Below are 15446 nucleotides of genomic sequence, written 5' to 3'. Positions count from 1 at the left end.
GAGTCTATCCTTCATCAGACTAAAAGAGTGGAGACGGGGCGCGCCCTGTCAGGTCATGCTTTGTGCTGCGCCGCGATTTTTTCGATGTCGTTATGCGGACGCGCGATGACGCGAGAGGTGACGACTTCGCCGATGCGTTTTGCCGCTTCCACGCCGGAATCTACCGCGGCATTCACCGCGCCGACGTCGCCCTTCACCATCGCGGTGACCAGGCCGGAGCCGACGTTTTCATAGCCAATCAGCTCAACGTTAGCGGCTTTGCACATCGCATCCGCCGCTTCAATACAGGCCACCAGACCTTTGGTTTCGATAAGCCCTAGCGCTTCTTTCATCAGGTTTTTCTCCGGTTAATCTATGATTTTGTAATGCGAGACGATTTTGTTGATGTCGTTATGCGGGCGGGCGATAACCAGAGAAGTCACCACTTCGCCGATGCGCTGCGCGGATTCGACGCCGGAATCCACCGCCGCTTTCACCGCGCCGACGTCGCCCTTCACCATCGCGGTGACGAGGCCGGAGCCGACGTTTTCATAGCCAATCAGTTCAACGTTGGCGGCTTTACACATGGCATCCGCCGCTTCGATACAGGCCACCAGACCTTTGGTTTCGATCAGACCTAATGCATCACCCATTTGCGTTCTCCTGGCCATCAGGCCTTGTGTTTAATGACGATTTTGTTGATGTCGTTATGCGGACGAGCGATAACCAGCGAGGTCACCACTTCACCGATGCGCTGCGCGGATTCCACGCCGGAATCCACAGCCGCTTTCACTGCGCCGACGTCGCCCTTCACCATGACGGTCACCAGCCCCGAGCCGATGTTTTCATAGCTAATCAGCTCGACGTTGGCGGCTTTACACATCGCATCCGCGGCTTCAATGCAGGCCACCAGACCTTTGGTTTCGATAAGCCCTAATGCATCACCCATGGTTTCTCCTCCAGAACAGGTTTTGTGATTCGGAAAACCGACCGCGTAACGGCGTCAGGACGCGGATGCGGCGTTCGGGGTTCACTATAGGGAATGGCGAATGAAGTGAAATTTAAATCTGCTGACGTGGTATTTTTAGTCTTTTACTCTGTGATTTAGATTGGTTAAGGCGCTTATTTATGCATTTGTGCTGCGATGGCAGGGCGGATTGAGTGACGATTGTGGCGCTTTTTCCACCATTTAGCCTGAGGCGGATTGATGTTAATAAGTTGCTAATTTATTGCAGATCGGGGGTAATTTATTCCCATGCTAAGTGTGGGGAGGATCGTGTTTTCTTCGGCAGGCTAAATGCAAAACGTGCGGTTTTACTAACGGGAAAGCGAGGAAGGAAAAGCGGGTGTGAGCTTAGTCAAGCTTGCTGCCGGACTTCAGCGTGCAGACGTAGAGCGGGGAGTTGATAGAGCTGAGAAGAATGGCTTTCTCATTGAGCTTCTGTGCGTTCAGGAACAGGCCATCGTGGCTGTCGGACATCTCGCGCATAAAGTAGTCGAAGATCACGTCCGGCGACTCATCGATGGACGAGGCGCTGGATTCCCACTTGCTGATGCGATAGTGGCGCTCGGTGGTGGAGATGCGCTTGCTGGTGTAGCTGAATTTGACGTAGCGCTGGAGGTAAAGCCAGCCGGCGGCGGAATCGGTGTAGCCTTCAACGACCATCGACCCTTTGCCGTTGGCGGCAAAGTTGAAATGGATATTGCCGTTAACGTTCTCCTTCTCCATGTTCTCAAAGCGCATAATCGCTTTTGTCGAACAGCTCATTACCCCGCCGTTTTCGACCGGCAGCAGCTTCCAGGCGCAGAACCCGGCGGCGGCAATAAACACCAGGCTGGAGAGGGCGAAAAAGGGGCGCGGGGCGATTCTCATTGCGGCTTCCATGAATAATAAAAATAGTTATCGCAGTAGCTGAACGGGTTATCTTCATGCATCGCGCAGTGGGCGAGGAACACCCGGCCCAGACCGTTGGTTTCCAGCCGGTCGCCATAGAAGAAGACGAAGCGTTCGCCGGGCTTGCACTCCAGCTTCAGGCGCTGGCGTACAGCATCAAAATTCTTGCCGTAGGCGCTTTCGGCAACGGATCGCAGCATCTCATCGCTGGCCAGCAGTTCGCACTGGCTGTGGCGTATTTGCGTCAGGGTAATGGGGTGCGCTGTGCTGCCGCCGAGAAAACTGCAGACCACCAGCAGCAGGGCGATGGTGAGCAGGCAGCCGCCGGCCAGATACCAGCAGGTGCCGCGCGCGTGGCGACTGGAAACGGTCTTCTGTTCTGCCGGGGCGGTGGCCAGATCTGGCTCAGCTTCTGCCGCAGGCGCCGGTTCCGGCTCCGGGCTGGCGTCGAGCATCTCGATAGCGAGGTCCGGATTGAGCTGCAGCAATCCGCGCGATACGGTGACGATAATGTTGTCGATATCGTAGTGGCGAAAGGTTTTGCGCAGCATGCTCAGATATTGATTGAGATTGCTGTTGGATGAGGTTAACCCATTGTCATCCCAGACTTTTTTAAGCACTTCGTCGCGGCTGACCACCTCGGTGTGGCGCAGGAAGAACCACAGCAGCGCGTTGGCGGTGATGGACAGCTGGCTGTCCGCCTCATCGCTTCCCGGTAACGTTAGCGTGCCGTCCATTGCATCATAAATAAGACGGCCATGGATGTTATAGCGCATCGTGGCCTCAACATGCTTCACGCAGGAAGCGTCATCTTCGTCAAATCGCTGACCAGCGACTGCCGGTGCCTGGGGCTCATGGTGCGCCCCTCGGTTAATTCCGATAGCCAGATGCCGTCCGCCGCATAGCGCACCAGCGTGCCGGTATGGCTATTGTCCAGTTCATCCCCTTTCGCCAGATGGTCCAGCATCCAGTCGCGCCAGCATTTTCGCAGCACCGGTTCATCCGGCATGGCCAGCGACAGCACCATCAGCTGGCGGCTCTCCTGGGTGTCCGTGAGTTCCGGCGCCGACAGATAGCGCAGATAGGCGCGGGTAAATCGGCCATAAGAGACGTTATCCGCGGCCATAAGCTCTGAAATCGCTTCTTCCATAATCGCCAGCAGACGGGCAAAGAGAGCGAAAATCAGCGCCTGCTTGTTGGGGAAATGGTGCAGTAAGCCGCCTTTGCTGACGCCCGCTTCACGCGCGACGGCGTTCAGCGACAGCGAGGCGATACCGTCCCGACCGGCGATAGTGGCTGCGGATTCCAGCAGCTGCTTATGCAGGCGGACAGGATCTTTTTTACGATGTTGGGCTTCTATATTCATGGCCCGAATCATACCGACCAGACGGTATGATTATTCTTGATCGCTATCAATATGCGAAGGGGCGTAGCGGGGCGTGATGCCGTTATTGCGTGGAGGCTCACAGTTCACCTTATGAATTGTGGTGATATTCGCCGCGCCGCGAATATCACCCACCGAGATTCACATAGGCTTCACGTGGATAGCGAGGCCATTTTCTCCAGGCGCCAGCTCCGGACGCAGGTTCAGAGAGGGGATCAGATAGTCGCCGTGATTCTGCCGACGGAAGGGAATGGGCGGCGTTTCGGAGAGGGTATCCAGCCGCCGGGCCAGCTCCTCGCGCAGGATGGCGAAGCGCTGTTCATCGAGTTTGTCGGTGCGGTAGAACACCACCGGCGGCAGCACCTCAAATCCGGGATAGAACAGCATCCCGTGCTGAATGGGGAACAGAATGTCGTCGATAGACCCGTTAATTCCACGCGGAGCATAGTGCTCCGCCCATCCGCCGGCGGTAACGACCAGCATCGCCCGTTTACCCGCGAACGTGCCTTCGCCGTAGCGATCGCCCCAGTGCGTATCGCTATGCTCGCCGACGCCGTAGGCAAACCCGTAAGCGTAAACCCGATCAATCCAGCCTTTCATGATGGCGGGCAGTGAAAACCACCACAGCGGGAACTGGAAAATCACCGTATCGGCCCACAGCAGCTTCTCCTGTTCGCCCACGATATCCGCGCTCTGCGTGCCGTGAGCGAAGGCATATTGCGAATCTCGCGTCGCCCGCCAGCTTGCACCCACCGGCGGGGCGCTGCTGTCGTCGGCATCAAATCCCGCCTTCCAGCGCATGGCGTAGAGATCGGACACCTGCACGTCGTGACCGGCGTTTTGTAGATGTTGCACGGTAAAATCTTTCAGCGCGCCGTTAAGCGAACGCGGTTCAGGATGGGCGTAAACCAGTAATATTTTCATTGAAATCATCTCAGCATAAGGGAGAGCTGCAGAGTAGAGTTGGCGGCGCTATAGTAGAAATGAATTACTTTAATGACAGGTATAGTCATGGTTAATCTCCAGCGTCTGGATCTCAATCTGCTACGCACGCTTCACGTCCTGCTTAGCGAAAATAACGTCACCCGGGCGGCGCAGCGCCTCAACCTGTCGCAGCCGTCGGTTAGCGTCCAACTGGCGAGACTGCGGGAAATTTTCGCCGACCCGCTGCTGCTGCCGGGGCCACGCGGAATGCAGCCCACCGCCCGCGCCGATGAACTGCGCGGGCCGCTGCGCGATGCGCTGCTGGCGCTGGAGCTGGCGGTGGCGCCGGTTCAGCCTTTTGACCCGGCCACGGCGGCGCAGACCTGGCGGGTGGCGGCGACCGACTATATGGCGTCGGCGATTTTGCTGCCGGCGCTCAACGCGCTGCGCATCGCCTCTCCGGCCAGCCGTCTGGCGCTGTTTGAGCTGCAGCCTTCGCGGCTGGTTCAGCAGGCGGATCGCGACGAAGTGGATCTGTTTTTTCACACGCGCGATGGTGCACCGCCCGCGCTGCATCAGCGTTTGTTGTTCCACGAACGCTACGTGCTTGCCGGGCGGGCCGGGCACCCGGCGCTGCAGTCGGCGTTAACTCTGGCGCAGTTCTGCCAACTGGAACAGGTGATTGTCTCGCCGGACGGCGGAGGATTCAGCGCCGCGACCGATAGCGCGCTGGCGAATCTCGGTCTGGCGCGGCGAGTTGTCCTTTCCGTGCCACATTTCCTGTTTATGCTGGAGACGCTGCGCAATAGCGAGCTGGTGGCGGTGCTGCCGGAGCGGCTGGTGAGCGGAGCTGCGGGTCTGACGGTGGTCGAACCGCCGCTGGCGGTCGCCGGGTTTGAGATGCTGATGCTGTGGCACGAGCGCTGGCACCGCGATCCGGCGCACCGGTGGCTGCGCCAGCAAATCGTAACGTCATTAGAGGAAAAGTCATGTTAAGCGGATTAAATCATCTGACCCTGGCGGTTAGCCAGCTGGCGCCGAGCGTGGCGTTTTATCAGCAGCTGCCGGGGATGACGCTGCGCGCCCGCTGGGATAACGGCGCGTATTTCTCCTGCGGCGACCTCTGGCTGTGCCTGTCGCTGGACCCGCAGCGGCGCGTCATTTCGCCGGAGGAGAGCGACTACACCCACTACGCGTTCAGCATTGCGGAGGCGGATTTCGCGCTTTTTGCCGGGCGCCTGAATGCGGCTGGCGTTCCGGTTTGGAAAACCAATAAAAGCGAAGGCGCGTCGCACTATTTCCTCGACCCGGACGGCCACAAGCTGGAGCTGCATGTTGGCAATCTCGCCCAGCGCCTGGCGGCGTGCCGGAAGCAGCCCTATAAAGGTATGGTGTTTTTTGGCGAGGACGAACAGGCGGCCGGGAACCCGTAGCCCGGCTAAGCGCAGCGTGAGCCGGGGAAAAGTGGAGGCTGTATTGCGCGTTGTTTCCCCGGAGGCGGCGCTGACGCGCCTTGTCCGGGCTACCGGCTCGCAGACGGCCGGGAACCCGTAGCCCGGCTAAGCGCAGCGCGAGCCGGGGAGATAAATCGCGCTAGCCTTCCAGCTTCAGTTCCACATTGCGCTTGAGCACCAGGCGCATCAGCAGGTAATAGACCACGCCAACCGCCAGCCAGCTCAGCCCAAGCACCTTGGCCTGCACGTCCATCTCATAAATCACAAAGCCGATAATGCACAGGCCAATCACCGGGAACAGCAGGTGCATCACCAGATTGCGTGACTTATTGCGGATCAGATAGTGGTTGATGACCGCAATATGCAACACCAGGAAGCCCATCAGCGCGCCGAAGTTCACCAGACGGCTGAGGTTATCGATATCGCCGTAGAACCAGAGGCCGGAAGCCAGCGAAATCAGCGCCACAAACAGGGTGCTAACGTAAGGCGTTTTCAGCCGCGGGTGCACTTTTGCCAGCAGCTGCGGCAGCTGCTTGTCGCGCGCCATCGCAAACAGAATGCGCGACACGGCGGCCTGCGCCACCAGGGCGTTGGCAATCCCCCAGGAGATCACCGTCGACCACATGGTGACATACTTCAGCCAGCCGCCGCCCGCCAGATTCGCGGTATCGTAGAAGGCGGTATCGAGGCTGCTAAACGTCATGCCCTGCGCCAGATCGGCGGCAATCCACGTTTGCAGGATAAACAGCGAACCGACCAGCATCAGCGCGCCCAGCGACGCCTTACCCACGGTATCCACGCCGCCTTTCGTTTCCTCGGACAGCGTGGAGATCCCGTCGAAGCCGAGGAACGAGAGCACGGCGATGGAGACCGCGCCCATCACCAGCGGCAGGCTGAACTTATCGGCGTTATAGAGCGGGTCGAGGGTCAGATGGCCCGCCCCGGCGCCGGAGTAGAGCGCAATCAGCCCGAGAACGACGAACACCGACAGCACCACGATCTCCGCGATCAGAATCGTGTTATTGGCGCGCGCGGTAAAGGTAATGCCGCGCAGGTTAATCAGGCTGTTAATCGCAATAAAGCCGACAATCCACAGCCAGCCCGGCACGCCAGGCAGCATAGGCGCCAGCGCCGCCGCGCTGACGATATAGAGCAGCGAGGGCACCAGAATATAGTCCAGCAGGATCAGCCAGCCAGCAAAAAAGCCGACAATCGGATGAATACCGCGCTGGGCATACGCGTATACCGATCCGGAGACCGGGAACGCGCGCGACATCGACCAGTAGCTCATGGCGGTAAAGAACATCGCCACCATACCGATGAGATAAGCCAGCGCCACCATGCCCTGCGCGCCGTCCCAGACGTAGCCAAAGACGCCAAACGGCGCGATGGGCACCATAAATATCATGCCGTAGACCAGCAGATCGCGGAACGTCAGCGCCCGATGCAGCTCCTGCTTATAGCCAAATTGTTCAACGCTCATGCATGCTCCCCTTCGACGCTCAGGGAGAGCTGTTCAGCCACTGATTTCGGTAAGGCATAGCGACAGGTTTTCAGCGGATCGACCACCTGACAGATTTGCAGGTCGCCGGCGATGCTCAGAATACTGATCGCTTCAGCCAGCGTCAGGGAGGTATTGTCGGCGATAAAATGCGCCATATTACGGGTGGCCAGGGCGGCGGCATCATCAAGCGTCTGTGCCGAAGCGAGGGTAAACAGGGTCTCGCTGTTTTCGAGCATCGGCAGCGGCAGGCGACGGTTTTTAACCACCGTCAGTTCGACCAGCACTTCGCCGGGGATTTCCAGACCGCAAACCGAAACTTCGCCATCGCCCATCGCGGCGTGTAAATCCCCCAGCCCGAACAGCGCGCCGGGAACGTTGACCGGCAGCCATAGGGTGCTGTCGGCGGTAATCATTTTGCAGTCCATATTGCCGCCGTGGCTATCCGGTGTGCCGCAGGAGATGGCTTCCCCGGCAGGCGCGACGCCGATCACGCCGACCATCGGGTTGAGCGGGACGCGCACGTTGCCGGGCAGCACGGCATGGTCGTTTTCAATCGGGACAATGGTGACCTTCGGGGCATCAAGCTCATCGCCAATCACTCCGAGCTGCGGTGCGGTGACCATCACCGCCTGATTGCTCGTCAGGGTAATGCGCTTGATGGTGACCTTGAGCGCATCACCCGGCTCGGCGCCCTCGACGTAGACCGGCCCGGTCGCCGGGTTGATACGCTGCCAGTCCAGTTCGTTGAACACGGCATCGGCGGAGGTGATTTGGTCGGAGAAGCAGTCGCACGTTTCAAACAGCACTTCGCTTCCGCTGCTGACGGTAGCGACAGGAGCGTTATCGCGCGACATGGCGTAGACCACCTGGTCTTTGGTTATTTTCATGACATTCATCCCGGTTATATTGTCGCGTTTTTATATTTAGAGTTTCCCGCAGGGGGAAGGAGTGAATTTATCGGGATTATTACAGGAAGGCAATCTGGTCAGGTTTTTCAAAAATAAATGATATATATTTGCTGATGAATCATGCGGTTAAATATTTTATTCTAATATTTTTATATGCTGGTTATTAAGTTGTTTGGCTGTTCAATGTTTTATTACTGGTTGTCATTTTTTCATTATTTACTGATATTAATCGTTTATATAGCAGATTACTCTGCGAAAATTTACGTGCTGGTCATTTAGCGCAATATGCCGGGGGAGCATTGATGATAATACCAAGGGATTTGGGCTCTCAAAGAGGGAAAACCGGAGGCGGTGCTGGCGCACCCGAGCGGGCTACAGGCCCGTAGGCGGCGGTGAACCTGTAGCCCGGTCATACGCAGCGCCACCGGGACCAGCCTATAACCTCACTCCGGCGCCCACTCCATCGCCACCTTCACCGCCATGCCCAGCTGCACCATCACCTCTTTATGTTTATCTATCGGCGGCAGAGCGCAGTTGATCCTTAAGCAGTTGCGGTATTTCCCGGATGCGGAAAACAGCGATCCCGGCGCGACCTGGATTTTCAGCCGGCACAGCTGCTTCGCGACGCAGACCATGTCCACCTGCTCCGGCAGCTCGACCCACAGCATAAAGCCGCCTTTCGGGCGGGTAACGCAGATCCCGCAGGGGAAAAACTCCCGCAGCCAGCAGGTGTAGATCTCCATATTGCGCTGGTAGATCTGCCGCATTCTTCGCACGTGGCGGTGATAGTGGCCTTCGCGAATAAAGTTACAGGCCGCCAGTTGGGTGGAGGGGACGTTGGTACCGCTGGCGGCATATTTCATCTGCAGCAGGCGATCGTAATAACGGCCGGGGGCAATCCAGCCGATGCGCAGGCCGGGAGCGATGGTTTTGGTAAACGAACTGCAGAGCATCACCCGGCCGTCGATATCCCAGGAATGGATCGTGCGAGGGCGCGGGTATTCGGTTGCCAGCTCGCCGTAGATATCATCCTCAAAGATAACGATATCGTGGCGCTGGGCGAGGCACAGCGCCGCCCGCTTGCGGGCATCCGGCATGATAAATCCCAGCGGATTATTGCAGTTGGGGACCAGGATCACCCCTTTGATCGGCCACTGCTCCAGCGCCAGCTCTAACGCCTCGATGCTGATCCCGGTTTCCGGATCGGTGGGGATCTCGATGGTTTTTAGCCCTAATCCGCGCAGCATCTGCATGGTGCCGTAGTAGCAAGGGGATTCGACGGCGACGATATCGCCGGGCTGACACACCGACAGCAGCGCCAGCGACAGCGCGCTGTGGCAGCCGCTGGTAAGTACCAGATCGTTGGCGGTGACCACCGATCCGCCGTCGAGCATCAGGCGGGCGATCTGTTCGCGCAGCTCGCGACGCCCGGCCAGCTCGTCGTAGTTCAGAACTTCGCTAAGGTTGTGCTGAATTGCCCGGCTCAGCTCGCGCCAGATAGGCTTCAGGCTTGGCTGGGTGACGTCCGGCGAGCCGCCGCCGAAGGGGATAATCGATTTATCGTGGCGGGCGTCGAGCATGGTCAGCACCTGATCCCACTGAGTGATCTCTACCGGGCGCTGGACCGGCCGCGACATCGGCGGCACCGGCGGCTGTGCTTTACGCGGGGCTACAAAATAGCCGGAACGCGGCTGCGGTACGATCAGCTGCTGCTGTTCCAGCGTCTGGTAGGCTTGCTGAACGGTGCTGATGCTGACGCCGTGCTCCTGGCTCAGGCTGCGCACCGACGGCAGCTTTTCGCCGGGGCGATACAGCCCCTGTTCGATGCGTTCTGCCAGCAGGCTGGCCAGATGTTGATAGCGGGTCATGCTGTATCCTTGATCGTCGCCATACAGATCAATAAACCAGTACAGATTGGCGGTAAAAGTGAGGTCTGCTGTACGTTTTAGCGAATCTGTATGTTAAAGAAAAGTATTTTGTGAATCTGTATTGTTTGGCCGCGGATCCGTGAAGATAAAGCCTCTGGCAAGGTGAGGAGGTAGAGGATGGAATTTCACGAAAATCGGGCAAGACAGCCGTTTATCGGCTTCGTATTTCTGGCGCGGGCGTTCAAAAAGTGGTGGCTTCGTGAGCAAACGCGCAGAACATTGCAGCGTATGAGCGACGAACAGCTAAAAGATGTCGGGCTGCGTCGGGATCAGATCAATTAAAAAGTGCGATTTTTTACCCGGCATTTTCCCGGAGGCGGCGCTTGACGCGCCTGTCCGGGCTACCATACCGCGCAGAGCTGTAGCCCCGGTAAGCGTGAGCGCGACCGGGGATGATACATTCACATAATTTATCAATTCATGCTTATCCACTCTTCGTTTCTTGATACTTATCGTGATAAGTATTATTTTCTTCACAGCTAAGTGAGGAAAGTAAAATGACCGAAGACGACCTGTTTGCCCGCCGCCCGATGGGCATGCGCATGGCGATGGTGGTGCGCCAGTGGCGCGCGATTATTGATTCTGCCATCACCGACACCGGCCTGACCCAGTCAAGCTGGACGGTGCTGATGCAGCTGCACCAACTGGGGGATAACGTCTCGGTCAGCGAGCTGGCGGAGGTGCAGGGCATTGAACTGCCGCCGCTGATGCGCACCCTCACGCAGCTGGAAAAGCAGGGCTATCTGCTGCGTTCAACATCGCCTTATGACAAACGCATACGCCTGCTGACGCTGACGACGGAAGGCCGCGCTATTCTGGAGAAGCTGAACCGCGTGATTGAGGCCTATCAACAGCGCGTCACCGAAACCCTCCCTGAAGCGCAGCTCGCCGCCTTTAGCGCCACGTTAAATCAAATCGCCTGCAATCTGCGGACTATCCGCGAAGAAGATAACAAGATCTAAAACACTATGATGACCCCTGAACAGAAATTTGCCCGCTGGGTAAGGGTGAGTATTGCCGCCTTCCTGGTCATATTCGCCTGGTTTATCGTTGCCGATATCTGGATCCCGCTCACGCCGGATTCCACCGTGATGCGCGTGGTCACGCCGGTCTCGTCGCGCGTCTCCGGCTATGTCTCCCATGTCTATGTGCATAACAACAGCCAGGTGAAGAAGGGCGATCTGCTCTATGAACTGGATCCAACGCCGTTTATCAATAAAGTGGAAGCGGCGCAGATCGCGCTTGAACAGGCGAAACTCAGTAACCAGCAGCTGGACGCGCAGATCGCTTCTGCCCGCGCCAACCTTCGTACCGCCCAGTACACCGCGCGCAACGATAAGGTCACGTTCGATCGCTATCAGCGTCTGAGCACCATGCAGAACGTTTCCCAGTCGGATCTGGATAAAGTGCGCACCACCTGGCAGACCAGCGAACAGTCGGTCAGCGCGCTCAACGCTAGTATCCACAATCTGCTGATCCAGCGCGGCGAGCGCGACGATGGGCGCAACGTCACGCTGCAGAAGTACCGCAACGCGCTGGAAGAGGCGCAGCTTAACCTCGGCTGGACGAAGGTCCGCGCGGAGACTGACGGGATGGTGAGCAACCTGCAGCTTAACCCTGGTCTGTACGCCACCGCCGCCACGCCGCTGCTGGCGCTGGTGAGCAATCAGACCGATATCGTCGCCGATTTCCGCGAGAAGAGCCTGCGCCACACCGGCGTGAATACCGATGCCGCGGTGGTGTTCGATGCGCTGCCGGGCAAAGTCTTCCCGGCGCACGTCACCAGCAGCGATGCCGGTATTCTGGCTGGACAAGAAGAAGTTAACGGCCAGCTATCGCAGCCGGAGCAATCCACCCGCTGGGTGCGCGACGCGCAGCGCATGCGCATTCACGTCGCTCTGGACGAGCCGCTGGATAAGCCGCTGCCCACCGGCGCCCGCGCCACGGTACAGCTCTATAACAGCGATGGCCCGTTCGCCCGTACCTTCGCCGGCGCGCAGATCCATCTGGTGAGCTTCCTGCACTATGTCTATTAATACCCTGGCGCGGGTCTTCACCCCGCACGGCAACATCGTCTACACGGCGAACGATTTTCGCCAGACCTTGCGTATCGCCGTGGCCGGTACTATCGCGCTGAGCATATCAACTTTCTATGACGTGCAGTACGGCGTCTTCTTCGTGGTTTATCCGCTGATGCTGCTGTCGCTGGTGCCGGTGTTTAACCGCCACGTGGCGCGGCAGTTTGTGTTCAGTGCGGCGGTGAACTGCGTCGAAATGGTGTTAATCGTCGGCTATTTATCGCAGTGGCCGGTCATCATGACGCTGGTGGTGTTTGGCCTGTACGTGATGCGCTTTCGCTTTATGAGCCAGGGGCCGCTGTTTCTGCTGGGGTCGATGGGCGTGGTGTGTCAAAGCACGATGCTCAACTTTATGAGCTATCCCACCAGCAACTGGCACACGCTGATGTTCTCCAATATGGAGGCCTGCGTGATGGCGGTGGCGCTCAGCGCGCTGCTGAACTACTTCATCCCGGACGTTGAACCGCGCAAGCCGCCGCCGCGCATTGAAAAAGATGCCGCGCGTATCCGCCACGAATCGCTGCTTTCCGGCAGCGTGGCGACGATGATCTTTGTGATTTTTCAGGTCTGCGATCTGAGCGACTCGCTGTCGGCGCTGATGGCGGGCATCTTAATTCTGTTCCCGATGCACTATCGCGGCGCGGTGATCAGCTCGATCTGGCGCGTGGTGGGGGTGGTGCTGGCCTGCCTTTATATCCTGGTGGTGCAGCTGATTATCTACGACTTCAGCAACCATATGGTGCTGATGATGCCGTTGATTGGGCTGGGGCTGGCGTTTAGCGCCCGGCTGCACGTGATGGAGAAGGTGGGGGCAGGCGTTGGCTTCGCCAGCATCACCACTATTGGCATCATGTTCGGCCAGAACCTGCATCCGGACCAGGACCTGGTGTTCAGCGATCTGTACCGCATTACCTCCGTGACCGTGGCGCTGATCGTTACGCTGACCATGGTCTTTCTTATGCATCGGCTGCTGAACTGCTTTGCGCCAACCCGGTTCGTGGTGACCGAATAAGCTCAGGCCGCCAGCGCCCGCTGCGCATCGCGAAAAGCGTTATGCAACAGCCGCCACATATGATGCGCCGCCGGGGAAAAGCGGCGATCGGAGTTGCGTAGCAGATGGCACTGGGCGCTGCTGGCAATAGGATGGTCGATAGGAACCGCCCGCAGAATACCGTGGGCGATCGCCTCCCGGGCGGCGTATGCGGTCATAAAAGAGACGCCTAATCCCGCCTGGCTCAGGCTCATGGCGGTCGAAAAGAGGTTGCAGCGATAGGCCGGGTGAAACTGCCGTCCTGCAGTTTTAAACATGGCGTTCATATGGCGCTGCAGGCCAAAGCTGTCGGTGAGCGCGATCAGGCGATAGTGTGTGAGCTCATCGATAGTGACGGCGGGCAGGGCAGCGATGGGATGCTCAGGAGAGACCACCGCGCAGATGGGGCCCCACTGAAAGCTGTGGCGTTTAAGCTCAGGGTTGCCGATGGGGCCGAAGGCGACCGCCATATCCGCTTCGCCGCTGGCGATATCGTTGAGCATCTCCTGCATGCTGCCGACAATAATATCCACGAACACGTTAGGCCAGGACTGAGAAAAGGTGCTCATCACTGATTCAATAAAGGTGGTGACCAGCCCGCCGCCAATCCTCACCGAGATAGTCCCGCCGCGCATATGGCGTAAATCCTTCAGGTGACTTTCCAGCTTTTCCCGGCGCTGACGGCTTTCGTAGTAGTCCTCCGCCAGCAGACGCCCTGCTTCGGTGAGCACCACGTTTCGTCCCTGCCGCTCCAGCAGAGGTAGCTCCAGCGCCCGTTCCAGCTGCGCTATCTGGCGGCTGATGACTGACGGATTAATCCCCAGCATATCGGCGGCCCGGCGAATGCCTCCCTGAATCCCGACTTCATACAGATAGCTCATAGGCCTCTCATGCAACATCGTTTCTCACTCCTTTGTTGACCTCAGGTCAACAATAACACCCTTTCACAGGTATTTATCATCCCGACGAGTTATAGATAATCGTAATTCGGACAAAAACTGGCAGGGAGGAAAAATCTCATCGCTTATTCCCGGCTTGCTATTAAGTTTGCAAGGCTCAGGAAGTCGAAGAATAAGAAATCGTGATGGTACTGACTGAGGGAATATGGAAAAGCTTATCAGCCGAAATAATAAATTTGAATAACAATAAATTGACATAATTTCAAATTGCAAACAATCGCACTAACATTTCATTATGTGAGGACAGGGTATGAGTGAAAATAAAACGTTGGAATGTTCCTCCGACGAAACGACAAATGAGTGGAAAGTCGGGCCCGGGGCCTGGATTTCACTGGTCATCGTATTATTAGTTTTCTCCGGGCTGCTGTTTAAAGTGGAGGGGATGGCCTGGCTGGGGGCATTTGACTTTACCACTCTCGGCGGTGCGTTCGGCACCATGAAAACGCCGGAAACCAACACCTTTATCGGCAGCGGCGGCATCAGCGCCAAGGCCGGTTTTCTGTTTGCGCTATCGCTGGTGCCCACGGTGATGCTGGCGCTGGGGCTGCTGGAGATATTTACCCATTACGGCGCGATTCGCGCCGCGCACAAACTGCTGACGCCGCTGCTGCGCCCGCTGCTCGGGATCCCGGGTTATACCGGACTGGCGCTGATTACCGATTTACAGAGTACCGATGCTGGTGCTGCGCTAACCAAAGAGCTGTATGACAGCAAGAAAATAAACCGTAAGGATCTGGTCATTATGGGGGCCTGGCAATATTCCGGCGCCGGTCTGATAAATAACTATTTCTCGATTGGTTCAGCGCTTTTCGCTTCGTTAACCATTCCTATCATTATTCCGCTGCTATTAATGTTTGTGCTGAAATTCGTCGGCGCGGCAATCACCCGTCTGGTACTGAATACTGCTTATAAAGGCGATTTTGAAAATGAATAATTCGGCAAAAGTCTCCAGTAACCCGTTCGATATTTTCGTTATCGGCGCGCGTAAAGGATTTAATATCGCCATCAACAATCTGATGCCGAATGTATTAATGGCTTACGTGATCGCCGAGATGCTGAATTTGCTCGGCGTGATGCAGATAATCGGCCACGTCTGCGCGCCGCTGATGGGCCTGTTCGGCCTGCCGGGCGAAGCGATTACCGTGCTGCTGACCTCCTGGCTTTCCGCCTCGGCGGGAACCGGCGTGGCGGTGAGCCTGTTGAGCAAAGGCACCCTCAACGTGGCGGATATCACGATTCTGATCCCGGCGATTTTCCTTATGGGGTCGCAGCTTCAGTACATGGGGCGCCTGCTCGGCGTGGCGGATGTCCCGAAAAAATATTGGCCGCTGCTGATGGCGGTGAGCATTATCAATGCCGTCATCGCCATGCTGGTCATGCGCGTGATTGCATAATAGAAGGCAA

Annotated in this window: 19 protein-coding genes; 8 read left to right on the top strand and 11 right to left on the bottom strand. The window is 57.6% G+C overall.

Features of this window, described 5'->3' with window-relative positions; genetic code table 11:
* Window positions 1-53: 53 nt before the first annotated feature.
* From KO1_RS20330 to KO1_RS20300, 7 genes are all read right to left on the bottom strand, one after another.
* The gene (locus KO1_RS20330; protein ID WP_002442217.1) at window positions 54-332 is read right to left on the bottom strand and encodes a BMC domain-containing protein; all 279 of its coding nucleotides are present in this window, start codon (window positions 330-332) and stop codon (window positions 54-56) included.
* A gap of 15 nt (window positions 333-347) precedes the next feature.
* A complete protein-coding gene (locus KO1_RS20325; protein ID WP_004108664.1) occupies window positions 348-632 on the bottom strand; it encodes a BMC domain-containing protein in 285 nt (94 codons plus the stop codon).
* Window positions 633-649: 17 nt separating this feature from the next.
* Window positions 650-928 carry a BMC domain-containing protein gene (locus KO1_RS20320; protein ID WP_004098239.1) on the bottom strand — a complete coding sequence of 93 codons (279 nt, stop codon included), beginning with the start codon at window positions 926-928 and terminating at the stop codon, window positions 650-652.
* Between the two features lie 405 nt (window positions 929-1333).
* Window positions 1334-1852, bottom strand: coding sequence for a FidL-like protein (locus tag KO1_RS20315; protein WP_004108661.1), 519 nt, complete (start codon window positions 1850-1852; stop codon window positions 1334-1336).
* On the bottom strand, window positions 1849-2649 hold the full coding sequence (locus tag KO1_RS20310) for a winged helix-turn-helix domain-containing protein (RefSeq protein WP_004110280.1): 801 nt from the start codon (window positions 2647-2649) through the stop codon (window positions 1849-1851). Before KO1_RS20310 ends, KO1_RS20315 begins: the two co-directional genes overlap by 4 nt.
* Window positions 2650-2666: 17 nt before the next feature.
* A complete protein-coding gene (locus KO1_RS20305; protein ID WP_049095040.1) occupies window positions 2667-3251 on the bottom strand; it encodes a TetR/AcrR family transcriptional regulator in 585 nt (194 codons plus the stop codon).
* Between the two features lie 147 nt (window positions 3252-3398).
* Complete coding sequence (locus KO1_RS20300) at window positions 3399-4181, bottom strand: NAD(P)H-dependent oxidoreductase (RefSeq protein ID WP_004108645.1); 783 nt, start codon at window positions 4179-4181, stop codon at window positions 3399-3401.
* An 87-nt stretch (window positions 4182-4268) separates the two neighbouring features.
* On the opposite strand from KO1_RS20300, the gene KO1_RS20295 reads away from it, so the two are divergent.
* Together KO1_RS20295 and KO1_RS20290 are read left to right on the top strand one after the other, a co-directional pair.
* Window positions 4269-5177 (top strand): LysR family transcriptional regulator, encoded by a 909-nt coding sequence (locus KO1_RS20295; protein ID WP_024273681.1) that lies wholly within the window; start codon window positions 4269-4271, stop codon window positions 5175-5177.
* A complete protein-coding gene (locus KO1_RS20290) occupies window positions 5171-5614 on the top strand; it encodes a FosA family fosfomycin resistance glutathione transferase (protein WP_014837312.1) in 444 nt (147 codons plus the stop codon). The genes KO1_RS20295 and KO1_RS20290 overlap by 7 nt, the downstream gene beginning before the upstream one ends.
* Before the next feature lie 160 nt (window positions 5615-5774).
* Here the strand turns inward: KO1_RS20290 and KO1_RS20285 are convergent, their stop codons facing one another.
* The 3 genes from KO1_RS20285 to KO1_RS20275 form a co-directional block, all read right to left on the bottom strand.
* A complete protein-coding gene (locus KO1_RS20285) occupies window positions 5775-7118 on the bottom strand; it encodes an APC family permease (protein ID WP_017145060.1) in 1344 nt (447 codons plus the stop codon).
* Window positions 7115-8026, bottom strand: a complete 912-nt coding sequence (locus tag KO1_RS20280) for an acetamidase/formamidase family protein (protein WP_017145059.1) — start codon at window positions 8024-8026, stop codon at window positions 7115-7117. Before KO1_RS20280 ends, KO1_RS20285 begins: the two co-directional genes overlap by 4 nt.
* 464 nt (window positions 8027-8490) lie before the next feature.
* Window positions 8491-9915 (bottom strand): aminotransferase-like domain-containing protein, encoded by a 1425-nt coding sequence (locus KO1_RS20275; RefSeq protein WP_004108631.1) that lies wholly within the window; start codon window positions 9913-9915, stop codon window positions 8491-8493.
* Window positions 9916-10092: 177 nt separating this feature from the next.
* Between KO1_RS20275 and KO1_RS27530 the strand changes: the two genes are divergently transcribed.
* From KO1_RS27530 to KO1_RS20260, 4 genes are all read left to right on the top strand, one after another.
* Complete coding sequence (locus KO1_RS27530) at window positions 10093-10257, top strand: DUF1127 domain-containing protein (protein WP_004108628.1); 165 nt, start codon at window positions 10093-10095, stop codon at window positions 10255-10257.
* Window positions 10258-10472: 215 nt separating this feature from the next.
* Window positions 10473-10937 (top strand): MarR family winged helix-turn-helix transcriptional regulator, encoded by a 465-nt coding sequence (locus tag KO1_RS20270; RefSeq protein ID WP_004108626.1) that lies wholly within the window; start codon window positions 10473-10475, stop codon window positions 10935-10937.
* A gap of 6 nt (window positions 10938-10943) precedes the next feature.
* A complete protein-coding gene (locus tag KO1_RS20265) occupies window positions 10944-12011 on the top strand; it encodes an HlyD family secretion protein (RefSeq protein WP_004108624.1) in 1068 nt (355 codons plus the stop codon).
* Window positions 12001-13065, top strand: coding sequence for a DUF2955 domain-containing protein (locus KO1_RS20260; protein ID WP_004098265.1), 1065 nt, complete (start codon window positions 12001-12003; stop codon window positions 13063-13065). Before KO1_RS20265 ends, KO1_RS20260 begins: the two co-directional genes overlap by 11 nt.
* A gap of 2 nt (window positions 13066-13067) precedes the next feature.
* On the opposite strand, the gene KO1_RS20255 is transcribed toward KO1_RS20260, so the two are convergent.
* Window positions 13068-13982, bottom strand: coding sequence for a LysR family transcriptional regulator (locus KO1_RS20255; RefSeq protein ID WP_004108616.1), 915 nt, complete (start codon window positions 13980-13982; stop codon window positions 13068-13070).
* 310 nt (window positions 13983-14292) lie between these two features.
* Between KO1_RS20255 and KO1_RS20250 the strand changes: the two genes are divergently transcribed.
* Window positions 14293-14976, top strand: a complete 684-nt coding sequence (locus tag KO1_RS20250; RefSeq protein WP_004108614.1) for a nucleoside recognition domain-containing protein — start codon at window positions 14293-14295, stop codon at window positions 14974-14976.
* Entirely contained in the window at window positions 14969-15436 is a 468-nt protein-coding gene (locus KO1_RS20245; protein ID WP_004108612.1) for a YjiG family protein, read from the top strand. The genes KO1_RS20250 and KO1_RS20245 overlap by 8 nt, the downstream gene beginning before the upstream one ends.
* Window positions 15437-15446 lie beyond the last annotated feature (10 nt).

It is taken from the genome of Klebsiella oxytoca NBRC 105695, from assembly GCF_001598695.1.
Taxonomy (GTDB): Bacteria; Pseudomonadota; Gammaproteobacteria; order Enterobacterales; family Enterobacteriaceae; genus Klebsiella; species Klebsiella oxytoca.
Note: the sequence above shows the minus strand (reverse complement) of the source record. Positions and strands in the feature narration are given on the sequence as shown.